Here is a 15740-nt window from a genome sequence, read left to right on the forward strand (position 1 = left end):
TGAGAAAAAGTGGGAGGAAGATACGATGACACTGAATAGACGTGCTTTTTTGGGCACAGCGGCCGCTGCGGCAGGAACGCTGGCGGCGCCTGCGGTTCTGGCAAATGGCCAGAAGAAGGGCCGTGTGGTGGTGATTGGCGGCGGAGCTGGCGGGGCAACGGCCGCGCGCTATCTGGCTAAGGACAGCAAGGGGGCGCTGGATGTCACGTTGGTTGAACCGTCGCGGGACTATTATACCTGTTTCTTCTCCAATCTGGTGATCGGCGGCGTGAAAGAGCTTGCCTCGATCCGTCACTCCTATGGCACGCTGGCCGCCGCCTATGGTGTCAATGTCATCCATGACTGGGCCATTGAAGTGGATCGCGCCAATAAGACAGTCAGTCTGGCGGGGGGCTCAAAACTTGCCTATGACAAGCTGGTGATTGCACCGGGGATCGATTTTGTGGACGGGGCTGTCGAGGGCTGGAGCGTGGCAGCCCAGAACAAAATGCCCCATGCCTATAAGGCCGGGTCGCAGACCGAACTGTTGCGGGCGCAAATTCTGGCGATGCCTGAAGGCGGGACCTTTGCCATGGTCGCCCCACCCAATCCCTATCGCTGCCCTCCCGGACCCTATGAACGGATTTCGATGGTCGCCCATCTGCTCAAACAGGTGAATCCGACGGCGAAAATTCTGGTGGCCGATCCGAAGCCGAAATTCTCCAAGATGGCCCTGTTTCAGGAAGGCTGGAACACTCATTATGAGGGGATGGTCGACTGGGTCGGGCCGGACTTTGGCGGCGACAAGGTTTCGGTCAATCCCGATAGCATGACGCTGACCATTGATGGCGAGGAAAACAAGGTCGATGTCTGCAACGTGATCCCGGCCATGAAAGCGGGACGCATTGCCGAGATTGCCGGGGTGACCGAGGGCAACTGGGCGCCGGTCAATGCCAAGGATATGTCATCGAAGATTGACGGCGATGTCCATATATTGGGTGATGCCGCCGCACAGGGCGACATGCCCAAATCCGGTTTTGCGGCCAACAGTCAGGCCAAGGTGGCGGCGATGGCCATTCGCGGTGCGCTGACCGGCTCCAAGGTCTTTCCGGCGAAATTCTCCAACACCTGTTGGTCACTGATTGACACGGATGATGGTGTCAAGGTCGGAGCGACCTACAAGGCAACGGATGAGAAGATCGCCAAGGTCGATGGCTTCATTTCCAAGACGGGCGAGAGCTCGGCAGTCCGGGCGCAGAATTTCAAGGAATCCGAAGGCTGGTATGCGGGCATTACCAAGGACATGTTTGGCTAGGCTCTATTCCAATATTCAAAGACCGGTGCGTTACGGGACGCACCGGACCATAAGATGGTCGGGAGGACTGACGGAATGAAAAAGTGGATTGCGGTTGGTGCAATGCTGGCAGTTGGCTTGTTTGGCCAAGCTGCCGCGGCGGATGATCACATGGCCAAGGTGGCAACGGTTTATCCGTTCGAAGGTTCATTTGACGATGCGACCTTTGCGGTGGAAAGCGCGATTGTCGACAAGGGGCTGGTGATTGACTATGTGAGCCATACAGGCGAGATGCTGGCGCGCACGGCGGCTGATGTGGGCAGTGACAAGAAACTGTTCGATGGGGCTGATGTGTTTCTGTTCTGCTCGGCGGTGCTGTCGCGCAAGGTGATGGAAGCGGATCCGATGAATATTGCCCATTGTCCCTATGGCATCTTTGTTGCCGACCGGGACGGCAAGGTGATGATCGGCTATCGCAACATGCCCGAAGGCCCGATGCAGGAAGTGCAGGCCTTGCTGGATGATATCGTCAAGGCAGCGCTTGAAGAGTGAGATTGGCCGCCGGAACGACCGGTAAGCCAATCACTTGAACAATATGATGTTGTGTGGTCGGCATATCCTGTGCGCTCGACCGTCTCAACCGCCTTTGCGTGAGGAGGCGGCTGGAGGAGGCCGTCTATCGGAAGGACGCTGATATGGAAGCCTTTATCGAAGTCCTGATTGAACAATTTGGCGACGACGGCGTGATGATGCTGGCGGGGCTTTGTGTCGGGTTGGTGTTCGGGGCCGCTGCGCAACATTCGCGCTTTTGCCTGAGGGCCTCCATTGTGGAGACGGCAGAGGCCAAACTGGGGGGGAAGCTGGCCATCTGGTTGCTGGCGTTTTCCGCAGCGGTCCTGTTTGTTCAGCTTGCCATCCTGCTTGAGTATCTTGATGCGTCGCAATCACGACAATTGTCAGCGGTCGGCAGCATGTCCGGAGCGATTGTCGGCGGCGTGTTGTTCGGGGTGGGAATGATCCTGTCGCGTGGCTGTGCAAGCCGGCTGCTGGTTCTGTCGGCCACGGGCAACTTGCGGGCCTTGGTGACGGGACTGGTGCTGACGTTGGTGGCACAGGCCTCGTTGCGCGGGGTGTTGTCGCCCGTGCGGGAAGCGGTCGGCGGCTGGTGGCTGGTTGATGGCGGGGAAGCGCGGAACCTGTTATCTCTCATCGGTCTGTCGTCCAAAGGCGCTGTCCTGATCACTCTGGTTGTGATGATCGCTGCGCTGGGGCTGGCGCTCAAGCGGTCGGTGCGCTGGAGTCATATTGTCGGGGCCTTGTTGGTGGGCTTCGCGGTTGCCCTTGGCTGGGGCTTCACCTATCAAATTGCGCAAGTGTCATTCGAGCCGATCGCTTTGCAGAGTGTCACCTTCACCGGACCGTCGACCGACACCTTGATGACCTTCGTCAATCAGTCGGAGCTTGATTTGGGGTTCGGGGTTGGTCTGGTGCCGGGGGTGTTCATTGGTGCGGCCCTGATGTCCCTTGTGACCGGAGACTTCGAAATTCAGCGCTTTGGCTCTGATGTCAAAATGGAGCGTTATCTGCTGGGGGCCTTTCTGATGGGCTTTGGTGCGATGCTGGCCGGAGGCTGTGCGGTCGGAGCAGGGATGACCGGCGGATCGATCTTTGCAATCACAGCCTGGGTGGCGGTTTTCTCGATGTGGATGGGTGGGCTTCTTGCGATGGCCTTGCTTGAAGGGAAGCATCCGTTCAAATCGCGCGTCAGGGCGTGATCAGGCACCCCGTGACCGGGATGCCTGATAGACGTTGTTTCCGGTCTGAACTCTATTCAAATTCCATCTGCTCATAGACGCGTCCGGCATTCTTTCTGGCCAACTCTTCGAATGTATCCAGATGCTTGTAAGGCGACTGATCAACATAATAGGCGTCTTCGAGTGTGCCATCCTTGTCGAGATGTTCGCGGATTTTCTCGCGTAGATATTCCAGATACCCCTTGGTGTAACGCCGCACCTGATCCATGTTGGTCGGGTGGCCATGGCCGGGAATGACATAGGTGGCATTCAAGGCCTCAAAGGCGGTGTCCCATGTTTCCAGCCAATCGGCGGTCATGGTGTCTTCGAACAGCGGCAGCATGCGTTCATGGAAGGCCATGTCACCAGAAATAACGAGGCTTTGCTCAGGCAGCCAAACAACGATGTCGCCATGGCTATGAGCGGGGCCGAGATAGCGCGCTTCGATGCGGTAATCGCCCATCTCGACCAGATAGGCGTCGGTGAATGTTTCGGTCGGCGGGGTCAACTTTGTGCCTTCGGCCTTTTCTTTGTTGAGCTTTTGCATGGCGCTGAGGCTTTGAGGGCCGCGGTCAGCAAATTCGTCAGCCGCTGCCTCGTGGGCGATGATTTTTACCCCTTGCTCAGCCCAGTAGGTGTTGCCAAGCATGGCGTGGCCTTGGCCATTTTCGCAAATGACCAGTTTCACCGGCTGGTCAGTAAGCGCCTTGATTTCCTCATGCAATGCCTTGGCGAGACTATAGGCGCCGCCGCTGTTGATCACCACCACACCATCGCCGGTGATGATGAAGGAAAGATTGTTGTTGTGGCCGCTATTCTCATAGGTCGGTGGTGCTGTGGCCCCGATGGCGGAATAGACATTGGGGATGAACTCAACCGGTTTTGAATATAGCACTGAGCCGGGATATTGATCGGCAATGTCTTCACTGGCCATCAACGAAGTGCTGAGGCCAAGCAGCAGAAGGCCCGCGGCGAGGGTGGAAGGGATGCGTCTGTTCATGGCTCAAACCTCCGGTATGAAGCGGAAGCCGCCATTATGTTTCTCGGCATGGCCCATGCCACCATCGGGCAAATGGAAGCCGATCAGCCGCATATTCTCGCTGGCAATCTGGTCGAGCAGACCAAGGCGGGTTTTGGCGGCTTTTGGCTGGTCCTGATCGGAGCCGGAGGCCCAATCTGGTTTCTCGAAGGCGACATGGTGGTTGCCGATGGCGTCGCCGATGATCATCAGGCTTTCGCTGCCATCACGGATCTCGAACGACATGTGGCCGGGTGTGTGGCCGATGCTGGCGCGGGCCGCAATGCCGGGCAGGATTTCCTCGCCATCCTTGAAGAAGGTGATCGCATCTTCGATCACTTCAAGGCGGCGTTGAGCGCCGACGGCAAAGGCGGTTCTGGCCGTGCCGATGGTGTTGACGGTGTTGGGATCCATCCAGTAATCCCATTCCGCTTTGCCAATCATATGGGTGGCGTTGGGGAAGAGGGGATCATCGAAATCGTCGAGCAAGCCCCAGAGATGATCTGGATGGGCATGGGTGAAGACAATATGGGTGACGTCCTCAACGCTGAGATCAAGGGCTTCCAGAGCCTCAAGGGCCTTGCCGGCGGTCGGTTGGAAATTGGGCCCGGAGCCAACGTCAAACAGGATTACCTTCTCGCCATCACGCACGAGGGTCATGTTGCATTCGGGTTCAAGCCTGTCACTTGTGAGATGATATTGTGTGAGGATCGGGGCCAGCTCATCCTTAGGCATTGGCTCGAAAATGAAGCTGCCCGGCAGGACAAGCGTGCCGTCATGGATCGTATCAATCTGCTTTTTGCCCAGCGTCAGGCTGTTTTTTGCCCAAGCAATGCTGGGTGGCGTCAAGGCCATGGCAGCCATCATGGCTGCACTGCCTTTCAGAAAATCGCGTCTTGTGGTCATGTCTCCCCCTGTGCCGCTATCCATCAAGTGGGAGTGTTTCTCCTCCCGCTGTTGATGGGCTGTTCGGTCTGTTGCTTTGTCTGCGTGATTTTGCTCGGGTTCTCGCCAATCTCCTGTTGCATGGCGGTGCCTCAGTCACTCTTGCAAGCAATAATCAAACATATTGCAATATTATGATATATTATGCGCAGAATATGGCCGCAAATCCAGTCTTCAAAGGTCGCAAAAAGGAGGTATCTGCCTTTCAGGCGGATTTTTTGAGGCCGGGGATGCCTTCGGACCGGTTGCTTTCATTCAGATAGGCCGTGAAATCGGTCTGTGACATTGGCTTGCCGAAATAATATCCCTGACCGATGTTGCATCGCGCAATCTTCAGGACTTCCGCCTGTTCTGCCGTTTCCATGCCTTCGGCGATGACATCCATGCCAAGGCCATCAGCAAGGGCAGTGACTGCATTGATGACGGCCATCGAATCGGTGGAGTGGGGAAGATCCTTGACGAAAGCACGGTCGATCTTGAGCTTGTCGAGGGGGAACCGGTGAATGTAGCTCAGGGAGGAATAACCGGTTCCAAAGTCATCAAGGGCGATTTTGATGCCGTCGGCGCGGATGGCATTGAGGGTTTCGATCACTGGTTCGGGGTCGGCAATGAAGAGGGATTCGGTGATTTCGATATGGAGCCTTTCCTTCGGCAGGCCCGAGATCGTCAGTGCGTGCTGGATGTCGGCGCGGATATCCGAGCGGATGAACTGGACCGGTGAAATATTGACCGCCACCGTGATCGGTTTGGGCCATGTCATCGCATCCTTGCAGGCCTGTTCGAGAATCCAGCGGCCAAGCTCGACGATCATGCCGGTTTCTTCGACAATCGGGATGAACAGGTCCGGACGGACCACGCCCAGTTCTCGGTGCCGCCAGCGGATCAAAGCCTCACAACCAACCACGTCTTCTGACTTCAGTTTAACCTGAGGCTGATAATGCAGTTCAAATTCCTTGCGATCCGTTGCGTCGATGATTTCGCGTTCAAGAAGCCGGCGGTGGACAACATCGGCGGCAAGCTCCGCGGTGTAGAATAGCTGCCGGTCGCCGGTTTCCTTGGAGCGATAGAGGGCAACAATGGCGGCGTTGGCGACTTCTTCTGCCAGCAGGCCGCTCTGCTCGAAGTCCGCAACGCCGACATGGCAGCTGGCAATGATGCGGTGACCGCGCACATCGAAAGGTTGGTCCAGACACTCGAAAATGACATCGGACAGAGCAACAAGATCCCGTTCAGTTGCACCGACCTTGGCGATCAGAAACTCTTTCTGTTCCGAACAGCCGACCAGATCGAAGGCGTCGAGTTGCGCAAACCGTTCGCCCATATGGCGCATCAGGAGGTCGGAATATTCTGCACCGAGTGACTGGGTGACCTTGTCAATCTGTGGGCATTGGCAAGCAAAGATCAAGGCATCCTGCTCGATGATGGAAATCATACGTTCGTCAAGCTCGTTGCAAAAACCGGGCTTGTTGAGCAAGTCTGTCAGTTGGTCATGATCCGCCAGATAGGCCAGTCGCATTTGCTCCTGTTTGGTGGCAGTGACATCGTGAAACAGCATGGTTGCCACTTGAATACGCTCATGGGTTCCATCCGTTTCGGCGGTGATCCGCGACGGAGTGAGAGAATATTCATAATAGCGGGTCTCATCGCCCTGATTGACCAACAGGGTTTTCAAAGTCTGGTCGTGGTCATAAAGATCGGGATTTTGCAGGCAATCCTTGATCAGGGTCTGGAAGATGGTGGGCAGTTGTTTCTCAATGGTGGTGTTGCGATCAATGTCATGGCCCAGCGCCTTGAAGCTGGCGTCGGCTTGCTGGCTGATCTCCCGGATATAGCCCGCCTGGTCGACAATCAGGATGCCCGAAAAACTGTCGGTGACGATGGTCTGCAGCAGGCGTGAAATGCTGTCGGCACGGCGCTTTGACAGGGTCAGCATGAGATCCTTGAACCGGATTTCAAACAATACCAGAGCTGCTGCGGACAGGGCCAATTGCGTCTGAGGCAGCCCAGTGCGCAGAATCAGAGGTTGGTTGAAATAGATCCAAGCGCCAAGCGCTTCGATGCCAAGGGACAGCACGGTGAGGACACCAATCTTGGAGTAGGTGTTCCAGGAGCGTCGAATATTGACAAGTATGCTCATGCCGAGCAACAGGACCGTCAGGCCAACGGTCCAGCTTTTCGGTGCATAGCCCAGACTGCGGCCCTGAAGGATGTTTTCGGCTGCGAGAACCTGCATTTTGGGTCCGGAAATCATGCCATAGATCGGCACCGTCAAGGTATCACGCAACTCGGCCGCGCCTGCGCCGATCAGCAGTTTCTTGCCACGCAAGGCATCCTGCGGCAGCTTGCCCTCCAGCAGATCAATCACCGAATAGGTCGGGATGGTGTCGGGGTCTATGCCATAATCGACCAGAAAGGTTGAGGGGATGACATGCTGAACGCCGCCAAGCACGCTGGTCAAGGAGGGGACATACTCGCCGTCAATTTCCTGCGCGAAGGGGAAATGGCGGATCACGCCGTCCGGGTCCGCCAGCACATTGACGGTGGCGAGCCAGGCATTGTCTTCAAGGCGCGAAATGGGACGGTTGGTTTGTAGGGTCGCTTCACGATTGTTGGAGATACTGTTCTGCTGGAAAATGGCCAGTGTGACGGGGCCAGATGCGTTTTCCAGAGCCTGTTGGAACTCCCGGTCCTCTTTTTCCGAGGAGGAGGCGCTGAAGTCGATATCGAAGGCGATTTCCTCCGCACCTGAGGCAAAGGCTTTTTCGACAATCTGGCCGTAGATAGAGCGCTTCCAGGGCCACAAGCCGATGGCGGTCAGGCTCTTGTTGTCGATTTCCAATAGCACGATGGCCCCGCTCGTGGGCTGCTTGTCGAGCATCATGCGTTTTTCGGCGAGAAATTGACTGGGATAGTACAGCAAGCCTGAATTGGCAGCGAAGGAGCAGCCTACAAAGATGACGACCAGAATGAGGATACGACTGAAGGTGACTTTTTTCATGATGCGCCAAATGTCGACTTGAGCTTTTCGGCAAGTCTAGGTGGTAAATCTTGCTCAAGTCTTTTGGCTGGCGGATTGTTGGTCACAATTGTGCGCTATGGCAAACAAGGGGTTAATGGTGGGCCGTGGGATCGGTCCACCGGGGCCCTCGTCTGGCGGGGCGCCTTTAGGCCGGATGCGCCAAAGCGGCGCGCAAATGGGCCACCCGGTCGGCATTGTCGCGTGCCAGGCTGCCGTCGCTGTGATGGAGATTGTTTTCAAACCCGATCCGCACCTTGCCACCCTTTGCCACCGCTCGGGCGAGGCAATCGGTTTCGGCCTGTCCAAAGGCACAGCAGGCCCAGTCCGATGGCGCACCGCATGTCTGGTCGAGCGCTTTTTGTGCTTCGAGGAAGGGCAGCAAGTCGTCCGGGCTAGACACCTGTCCTGCCGTGTAACGCCCCAACACAAACAACAATTTCAGATCATCTTTGGGGACGATGCCTCGCTGGCAGAGGTCCTGCAGAAGGGCAATGTCGTCGGTGCCATAGAGGATATGCTGGATGCCGGAGCCAGCGTGCCACTGGTCGTGATAGAAGCGAAGGATATCCCGATTGTCGCCGTCGCTCAACATTTCGCGGATGGAAATGGACACCGCTTTGGGTTGAACCGACCGGACCAGTGCCCGTTGTTGCTCCGGGTTGTAGATGCCGACTGCCTCGGTGGTGATCTGGACATAGAGATCCGGGGTCTCATGGGCCAGTTCCGCCAACAGTTCCTTGTAGAGGCCACTGTCGAGCACATGGCGGCCTTCTGCATCGCGGACATGGGCGTGCAAACCGTCTGCGCCGGCCTCTTGGCAGGCCTTGGCGGAGGCCACCACTTCGGTGATGGTGATGGGAAGCGCTGGATGGTCGGCCTTGGTGCGGCGGGCTCCATTGGGCGCGACCATGATTGTGGGCAGATCCTGAATGGAAGAGAGGGTCATGGCAGAACCTTGTCGAAAGCGATGCGGATTTTCCCGACCAATTCCTCGATATGGCTGTCATCAATGATGAAAGGCGGGGCGAGGAGAATATGATCCCCATTGCCGCCATCAATGGTGCCGCTCATCGGATAGCAGATGAGGCCAGCCTCGAAGGTTTCCGCCTTCAGACGCTTGGCAATTGTTTTGGCCGGGGCAAACGGGCTTTTTGTTTCCCGGTTCTCGACAATCTCGATGCCGATGAACAGGCCGCGACCGCGAATGTCGCCGACATGGGCATGCTGGCCAAAGGCTTCGATCAGGGCGGCTTTGAGCTTTTCACCCATCATCCGGCTGCGCTCGGCCAAGCCACCATCGGTGAGTTTGGTGACCACGGCCAACGCGGCGGCTGCGGCGGTTGGGTGGCCCATATAGGTATGACCATGCTGGAAGAAGCCTGTGCCGCTTTCAATTGCGTCATAAATGGTCTGGGTGCAAAGGGCAGCGCCGATCGGCTGATAACCAGCGCCCAAGCCTTTGGCGATGGTCAGAATGTCAGGTGCGATGCCGTCCTGCTCGCAAGCAAACAGGGTGCCGGTGCGGCCCATGCCACACATGACCTCGTCGAGAATCAACAAGATGCCATATTGGTCGCAGATTTCGCGGATGCGCTTGTAATATCCCTCGACCGGAGGCAAGGCACCGGCGGTGGCACCGACCACAGGCTCGGCGATGAAGGCCATCACCTTGTCTGCTCCGACCCGCAGGATTTCGGCTTCCAGCTCGTTTGCGACACGCTGGCCATAGTCAAAGGCGCTCTCATCAACCCTGCGGTCACGATATTCATAGCAAGGGGCGATGTGGCTGGTCTCGATCATCAGCGGTGCAAAGGGCTCGCGGCGCCACAGATTGCCACCGGCAGACAGGGCGCCAAGGGTGTTGCCATGATAGCTCTGACGGCGGGCAATGATGCGGTGGCGCTGAGGTTGGCCGATTTCGAGGAAATATTGGCGGGCAAGCTTGATGGCGGCCTCCACGGCTTCCGAACCACCCGACACCAGATAAACACGGTTGAGGGCGCCGGGCGCGTGGGCAATCAGCTTGTCCGCCAACTTTTCTGCGGGGGCAGACGTGAAGAAACCGGTATGGGCGAACGGGATGGTGTGGATCTGTTCGGCAATGGCGGAGATCACATCCGGATCACTATGGCCCAGACAAGACACGGCAGCGCCACCCGAACCGTCGAGATAGCGCTTTCCTTCGGTGTCGAACAAATAGACGCCCTCTCCTCTGGCAATCGTGGGGAGAACGGCTTTGGTATGACGGGGAAACATATGAGACATGTTTTCAAACGCCTGAAATTGGTTGTTTTCTGGATGCAATCGCACATTAAGCGAGAGATTCTGAATTGAGAATGTAGATCAAAGAAACATATGTTTCAAGTGTTGACTTTGTGGGGCACAATTGAAATTTTAGTGAATAGATCATTGCCTGAATGCAGGGTTCGATCATACGGGGAGTGAAACACTGGACGCATTGTCGATAAAGGATCGGATTGCCGGCCATTATGGGGAGCTGAGCGAGCGGCTGCGACAGGCCGCGGACTATGTGGCTGCCCATGAAATGGAGGTTGCGACCTATTCTCTGCGGGCGGTTTCCGGTCGGGCGGGATTGGCTCCAGCGACCTTCACGCGGTTGTCTCAGGCGCTTGGCTTTGCCAATTATGAAGAGATGCGGGATCTGTGTCGGGCTGCTGTGGGGCGCCAAGCGCTGAGTTTTGCACAGCGTGCAGATCTTCTTGTGCAAGAACAGCATGGAGCGGATGCTCCAACTTTTTTTGATCGGCAAGTGTCTGCCTGCCTCAACAATATCAGCATGATGGGCAGTGAGCTTGACAGGGAGCGTCTGTTCGATGTGGTCAAGACTCTCGATGCCGCGCGCGAGGTGCATCTGTTTGGTGCCTTCAGCTCCTCAGGGCTCATCGAGTATTTTGCCTATCTGGCCCGGTATTTTGCCAAAAACTGGCGGGTTGCAGGACGTATGGGTGCGTCTCTGAGTTCGTCTCTGGTCGGTCTTTCGGAAGAGGACGCCCTGATCATCATCACCAAGTCGCCCTATGCCAGACGATCGATCCTTGCGGCTCAGATGGCTCATGAGGCTGGTGCGTATGTCTTTGTAATAACGGATAAACATTCCTGTCCGGCGCTCGAATTTTCCTCCTCCTATTTCATTGTACCGACCGATAGTCCGCAATTCTTCTCTTCTTATGCAGCCACTCTTGTGCTAATTGAAACTATAGTCGGAATGTTGGTTCATCGCGCCGGCAAAGAAGCGCGTGCGCGAATAGAAGAAGTCGAAACCCGAAACCATCTCAATGGTGAGTTTTGGGATTAAAATAAGCACACTGGACCTTTTCAACTCAGGGAGAACAATATGTTGAAAAAAGTAACCTTGACGGCCGCTGCACTCGCAGCCGGTGTCACCTTCTCGCCAGCCGCTTTTGCTGAAGAGTTCATCACCATTGGTACCGGTGGCGTAACCGGCGTTTACTACCCGACCGGTGGTGCGATCTGCCGTCTGGTCAACAAGGGCCGCAAAGAACATGGTGTTCGTTGTTCCGTCGAATCCACCGGTGGTTCCGTATACAACATCAACACCATCCGCGAAGGCGAGCTGGAATTCGGCGTTGCCCAGTCCGACTGGCAGTATCATGCTTACAACGGCACCTCCAAGTTTGAGGATAAAGGCAAGTTTGAAGACCTGCGCGCTGTCTTCTCCGTGCATCCCGAGCCATTCACCGTGGTTGCCCGTGCCGATTCCGGCGTCAAGTCCTTCCAGGACCTGAAAGGCAAGCGCGTCAATATTGGTAACCCTGGCTCCGGTCAGCGCGGGACCATGGAAGTCCTGATGGAAGCTTTGGGCTGGACGACCGAAGACTTCGCTCTGGCAACCGAGCTGAAAGCGGCTGAACAGTCTGCTGCCCTGTGTGACAACCAGATCGATGCCATGGTTTACACCGTTGGTCACCCATCCGGTTCCATTCAGGAAGCAACCACCGCCTGTGATTCCGTTTTGGTGACCGTTGATGGTGCTGCTGTCGAAAAACTGATCGGTGACAACAGCTACTACCGCACCGCGACCATTCCAGGCGGCATGTATCGTGGCAATGATGCAGACACCAAAACCTTCGGTGTTGGCGCGACCTTCGTGACCTCTGCCAAAGTTTCTGAAGACACCGTTTACACCTTGGTAAAATCCGTCTTTGAAAACTTCGATGCCTTCAAGAAGCTGCATCCTGCTTTTGCCAACCTGAAGCCTGAAGAAATGGCAAAAGACGGTCTGTCTGCTCCTCTGCATGCAGGCGCTGCAAAATATTACAAAGAAAAAGGCTGGATTAAATAATCCATTTTGATGCCGGGCTTCGGGACAGTCAGTCCCGGAGCCTTTTTTCGTTTAACAGAAGTGGACAGCACATCCTGATTGCGTGCTGACTCCCACTCGATACGATGCTGTTGCAGACTGAGGTGTGACATTCCGCGGCCTCTGCATGCCTTTCATGCTTGTCATTGTGACCCTTTTCGGGTCTGTCCGGGGGATCCGTTCTGGTTGATCTCCGGTGGCGCGCTCGCATGATGGCCAGAGACATATGCCCTGCGGTGAGAATCTCCTGACGATTCTCTGGTCAGCCGCGCTGTTGTGACGGCAGGGAGCTGTTTGAAATGTCACAAAAAAAGGAAAGCGGGCGTCCCCTTTCTGAAGAAGAACTTCAGGAACTGGTCGCGTCCACCGATGCCGGTTCGCGTAATCCCGTCGGCGCGGTGGGGACCTTCCTCGCAGCCGTCGCTCTCATTTGGTCTCTCTTTCAGGTCGTTCTGGCCTCTCCGATCTCCAATTATGTTCTGCCCGGCGATCTGATCAACAACTCCCGACAGTTCCATCTGGCCTTCGCGATCTTTCTCGCTTATATGGCCTATCCTGCGCTGTCCTCGAGCCCACGCCATCACATTCCGGTCCAGGACTGGTTTTTCTCGCTGGCTGGTGCCTTCATCGCGCTCTATGGCTTCTTCATGTATCAAAAGATCGTCGACAATGGCGGTCTGGCCGACGATATGGACAAATGGTTCGCGCTGGCAGGTCTGCTTCTGCTGTTTGAAGCCGCCCGGCGTGCGCTTGGGCCGGCCATGGCGATCATTGCAACGATCTTCCTGTTCTATGTCTTTTTCGGAGCGTCGGAATGGATGCCCGAGGTGATCCGCTGGAAAGGCGCGTCTCTCAAGAAAGCCATGAGCCATATGTGGATCACTTCTGAAGGTGTGTTCGGTATTGCGCTTGGGGTTTCAACCAAATTTGTCTTCCTGTTCGTGCTGTTCGGCGCCTTGCTCGACAAGGCCGGTGCGGGCAACTATTTCATCAAGATGGCCTTTGCCGCGTTGGGGCACCTCAAGGGTGGTCCGGCGAAAGCCGCCGTTGTCGGCTCCGGTGCAACAGGCCTGATTTCCGGCTCGTCGATCGCCAACGTGGTGACGACCGGTACCTTCACCATTCCGCTGATGAAACGGGTGGGCTTCACCTCCGAGCAGGCCGGTTCTGTTGAGGTGGCCTCATCGGTCAATGGTCAGATCATGCCGCCGGTGATGGGGGCTGCTGCCTTCCTGATGGTGGAATATGTCGGCATTTCCTATGTCGAGGTGATCACCCATGCCTTCCTGCCTGCGATCATTTCCTATATCGCTCTGGTCTATATCGTCCATCTCGAAGCGGTGAAACGCAATATGCCGACCCTTGGCAACAAGAGCGTTTCGACCCTGCGGACGGTGCTTGGCATGTTTGCCTTCTTCTTCTGCTTTGCAGCCATTTGCTATGGAATCAAGTTCCCGATTGCGTGGATTTCGGCAGCTGTGCCCGATGGGGCTAGCTGGGTTCTGGCGCTTCTGGTCTTTGTGGCTTATGTGGTGCTGCTGAAATTTGCTGCGACCGTAGAAGACCTGCATCCGGATGATCCGAACGCCAAGGAAGTTGTGCTGCCGGAAATGTCCGAGATCTACAAGTCCGGTCTCTACTATCTGCTGCCGATCGTTGTGCTGGTTTACTTCCTGATGATCGAGCAGAAATCACCGGGTCTGTCGGCCTTCTGGGCAACGGCCCTGTTGTTTGTCATCCTTCTGACCCAGCGGCCGCTGAAGGCGATTTTCCGCGGGGAAAGTGCCACCGCCAATGTCTTCGCCGAAGGGGTCAAGGATCTGGGTAGCGGCCTGATTGACGGTGCGCGCAACATGATCGGCATTGGTCTGGCGACCGCGACTGCCGGGGTGATTGTTGGCACCGTGACGCTGACCGGTATCGGTCAGGTGATGGCCGATCTCGTCGAGCTGATCTCCGGTGGCAACCTTGTCTTGATGCTGATTTTTGTCGGCATGCTGTCGCTGGTGCTTGGCATGGGGCTGCCGACCACCGCCAACTATATCGTCGTCTCCTCGCTGATGGCCGGGGTTGTGGTGTCGCTTGGGGAGCAAAGCGGGCTTGTTGTACCGTTGATTGCCGTGCATTTGTTCGTCTTCTATTTCGGCATCATGGCGGATGTGACGCCGCCGGTGGGGCTTGCCTCCTTCGCGGCGGCGGCGGTGTCCGGCGGGGATGCGATCAAGACTGGCTTCACAGCCTTCTTCTATTCCCTGCGTACGGTGGCTCTGCCCTTCGTCTTCATCTTCAACACCGATCTGTTGTTGATTGATGTGACCTGGTATCAGGGCATTCTGGTCTTCATCATCGCGACGATAGCCATTCTGGTCTTCACAGCCGGAACGATGGGGCATTTTGTTACCAAAAGCCGGATCTATGAAAGCGTTGCACTGGTGCTGATTGCTTTCGTGCTGTTTCGTCCGGACTATTTCATCAATCACCTGCAACCACCTTATGAGAAGGTTGAACCTGCTGCCATTTCCGAGACCTTCGGGACCTTGCACAAAGGTGGCGAGTTGCGTCTGGTGGTGTCTGGACCGGATTTCGATACCAGCCAGATCAAGGAAACCACGCTTGTGCTGGAAGCTGGCGATGAGCAGGGCGGCGATGCCCGTTTGTCGGCCGCCGGTCTGACCCTGATGGATGAGGATGGGGTGACCAAGATGGATGAACCATTCCCGGGCACGCCCCTATTTGAAAAAATGAACTCGTTTGACTTCTATGGCGACGATCCAGTGGTGATCAAATCCGCCAAGGTCAAGGCAGATCAATTGCCCAAGGAGTTGGTCTTCATTCCGGGCCTTTTGCTGCTTGGTCTGGTCTATATGTTGCAGCGGGCGCGTGTACGCCGTGAGGAGGAGACTGCGTCATGATTAAATCAGTTCTATGTGCTCTGGATATCAGTCAGGACAATGACATCGAGGTGCTGCGCAAGGCAGACAAGCTGGCGCGGCTCGACGATGCAAGCCTTGATGTGGTGACGGTTGTGCCGAATTTCGGCATGACCCTCGTGAGTTCCTATTTTGATGACAATTTCCAGAAGCAGGCGGTCAAGGAAGCCAAGGATCGGCTGCGCGAACGGGTCGGGTCCATTCTCGGTGAGGAGCGGAATGAGGAAATCCGCCACATCGTGGCCACCGGGTCGGTCTATGAGGAAATTCTAGAGCTTGCCGAGCAAACCGATATCGATCTGATCGTCATCGGGGCGCACAAGCCGGACTTGCGTGAATATCTACTGGGACCGAATGCGGCGCGCGTCGTGCGTCACTCCAATTGTTCGGTCTATGTGGTCCGCAACAAATAGAGCGCCC

12 protein-coding genes are annotated in these 15740 nt (G+C 56.2%); 7 read left to right on the forward strand and 5 right to left on the reverse strand.

What is annotated here, in order from left to right; genetic code table 11:
• Positions 1 to 25 precede the first annotated feature (25 nt).
• The 3 genes from DSD30_RS04935 to DSD30_RS04945 all read left to right on the forward strand — a co-directional run bounded on the left by DSD30_RS04935 (position 26) and on the right by DSD30_RS04945 (position 3048).
• Positions 26 to 1294, forward strand: coding sequence for an NAD(P)/FAD-dependent oxidoreductase (locus DSD30_RS04935; protein WP_114008419.1), 1269 nt, complete (start codon positions 26 to 28; stop codon positions 1292 to 1294).
• Between the two features lie 75 nt (positions 1295 to 1369).
• Entirely contained in the window at positions 1370 to 1825 is a 456-nt protein-coding gene (locus DSD30_RS04940; RefSeq protein WP_114008420.1) for a DUF302 domain-containing protein, read from the forward strand.
• 143 nt (positions 1826 to 1968) lie between these two features.
• Complete coding sequence (locus DSD30_RS04945; RefSeq protein WP_114008421.1) at positions 1969 to 3048, forward strand: YeeE/YedE family protein; 1080 nt, start codon at positions 1969 to 1971, stop codon at positions 3046 to 3048.
• Positions 3049 to 3100: 52 nt separating this feature from the next.
• Here DSD30_RS04945 and DSD30_RS04950 read toward each other — a convergent pair whose 3' ends face one another.
• The 5 genes from DSD30_RS04950 to DSD30_RS04970 form a co-directional block, all read right to left on the reverse strand.
• Entirely contained in the window at positions 3101 to 4066 is a 966-nt protein-coding gene (locus DSD30_RS04950) for an MBL fold metallo-hydrolase (protein ID WP_114008422.1), read from the reverse strand.
• A gap of 3 nt (positions 4067 to 4069) precedes the next feature.
• Positions 4070 to 4990: an MBL fold metallo-hydrolase gene (locus tag DSD30_RS04955; RefSeq protein WP_114008656.1), complete on the reverse strand. Its 921-nt coding sequence runs from the start codon at positions 4988 to 4990 to the stop codon at positions 4070 to 4072.
• 244 nt (positions 4991 to 5234) lie between these two features.
• A complete protein-coding gene (locus DSD30_RS04960) occupies positions 5235 to 8027 on the reverse strand; it encodes an EAL domain-containing protein (protein ID WP_114008423.1) in 2793 nt (930 codons plus the stop codon).
• 166 nt (positions 8028 to 8193) lie between these two features.
• On the reverse strand, positions 8194 to 8994 hold the full coding sequence (locus DSD30_RS04965; RefSeq protein WP_198662818.1) for a beta-keto acid cleavage family enzyme: 801 nt from the start codon (positions 8992 to 8994) through the stop codon (positions 8194 to 8196).
• A complete protein-coding gene (locus DSD30_RS04970; protein ID WP_114008658.1) occupies positions 8991 to 10313 on the reverse strand; it encodes an aspartate aminotransferase family protein in 1323 nt (440 codons plus the stop codon). Before DSD30_RS04970 ends, DSD30_RS04965 begins: the two co-directional genes overlap by 4 nt.
• 193 nt (positions 10314 to 10506) lie before the next feature.
• Here DSD30_RS04970 and DSD30_RS04975 point away from each other — a divergent pair, with 193 nt between their 5' ends.
• From DSD30_RS04975 to DSD30_RS04990, 4 genes are all read left to right on the forward strand, one after another.
• Positions 10507 to 11364 (forward strand): MurR/RpiR family transcriptional regulator, encoded by an 858-nt coding sequence (locus DSD30_RS04975; protein WP_114008424.1) that lies wholly within the window; start codon positions 10507 to 10509, stop codon positions 11362 to 11364.
• Positions 11365 to 11403: 39 nt separating this feature from the next.
• Entirely contained in the window at positions 11404 to 12372 is a 969-nt protein-coding gene (locus tag DSD30_RS04980) for a TAXI family TRAP transporter solute-binding subunit (protein ID WP_114008425.1), read from the forward strand.
• 317 nt (positions 12373 to 12689) lie between these two features.
• A complete protein-coding gene (locus tag DSD30_RS04985; protein ID WP_114008426.1) occupies positions 12690 to 15302 on the forward strand; it encodes a TRAP transporter permease in 2613 nt (870 codons plus the stop codon).
• The gene (locus DSD30_RS04990; RefSeq protein WP_114008427.1) at positions 15299 to 15733 is read left to right on the forward strand and encodes a universal stress protein; all 435 of its coding nucleotides are present in this window, start codon (positions 15299 to 15301) and stop codon (positions 15731 to 15733) included. The genes DSD30_RS04985 and DSD30_RS04990 overlap by 4 nt, the downstream gene beginning before the upstream one ends.
• The last annotated feature ends 7 nt before the right edge of the window (positions 15734 to 15740 follow it).

The organism is Cohaesibacter intestini (genome assembly GCF_003324485.1).
Lineage (GTDB): Bacteria > Pseudomonadota > Alphaproteobacteria > Rhizobiales > Cohaesibacteraceae > Cohaesibacter > Cohaesibacter intestini.

Coding starts and splice junctions, on each gene's coding strand:
- DSD30_RS04965 (WP_198662818.1), bottom strand. CDS start 8,994: ATGACCCTCTCTTCCATTCAGGATCTGCCCACAATCATGGTCGCGCCC.
- DSD30_RS04960 (WP_114008423.1), bottom strand. CDS start 8,027: ATGAAAAAAGTCACCTTCAGTCGTATCCTCATTCTGGTCGTCATCTTT.
- DSD30_RS04945 (WP_114008421.1), top strand. CDS start 1,969: ATGGAAGCCTTTATCGAAGTCCTGATTGAACAATTTGGCGACGACGGC.
- DSD30_RS04940 (WP_114008420.1), top strand. CDS start 1,370: ATGAAAAAGTGGATTGCGGTTGGTGCAATGCTGGCAGTTGGCTTGTTT.
- DSD30_RS04990 (WP_114008427.1), top strand. CDS start 15,299: ATGATTAAATCAGTTCTATGTGCTCTGGATATCAGTCAGGACAATGAC.
- DSD30_RS04955 (WP_114008656.1), bottom strand. CDS start 4,990: ATGACCACAAGACGCGATTTTCTGAAAGGCAGTGCAGCCATGATGGCT.
- DSD30_RS04985 (WP_114008426.1), top strand. CDS start 12,690: ATGTCACAAAAAAAGGAAAGCGGGCGTCCCCTTTCTGAAGAAGAACTT.
- DSD30_RS04980 (WP_114008425.1), top strand. CDS start 11,404: ATGTTGAAAAAAGTAACCTTGACGGCCGCTGCACTCGCAGCCGGTGTC.
- DSD30_RS04935 (WP_114008419.1), top strand. CDS start 26: ATGACACTGAATAGACGTGCTTTTTTGGGCACAGCGGCCGCTGCGGCA.
- DSD30_RS04950 (WP_114008422.1), bottom strand. CDS start 4,066: ATGAACAGACGCATCCCTTCCACCCTCGCCGCGGGCCTTCTGCTGCTT.
- DSD30_RS04970 (WP_114008658.1), bottom strand. CDS start 10,313: ATGTCTCATATGTTTCCCCGTCATACCAAAGCCGTTCTCCCCACGATT.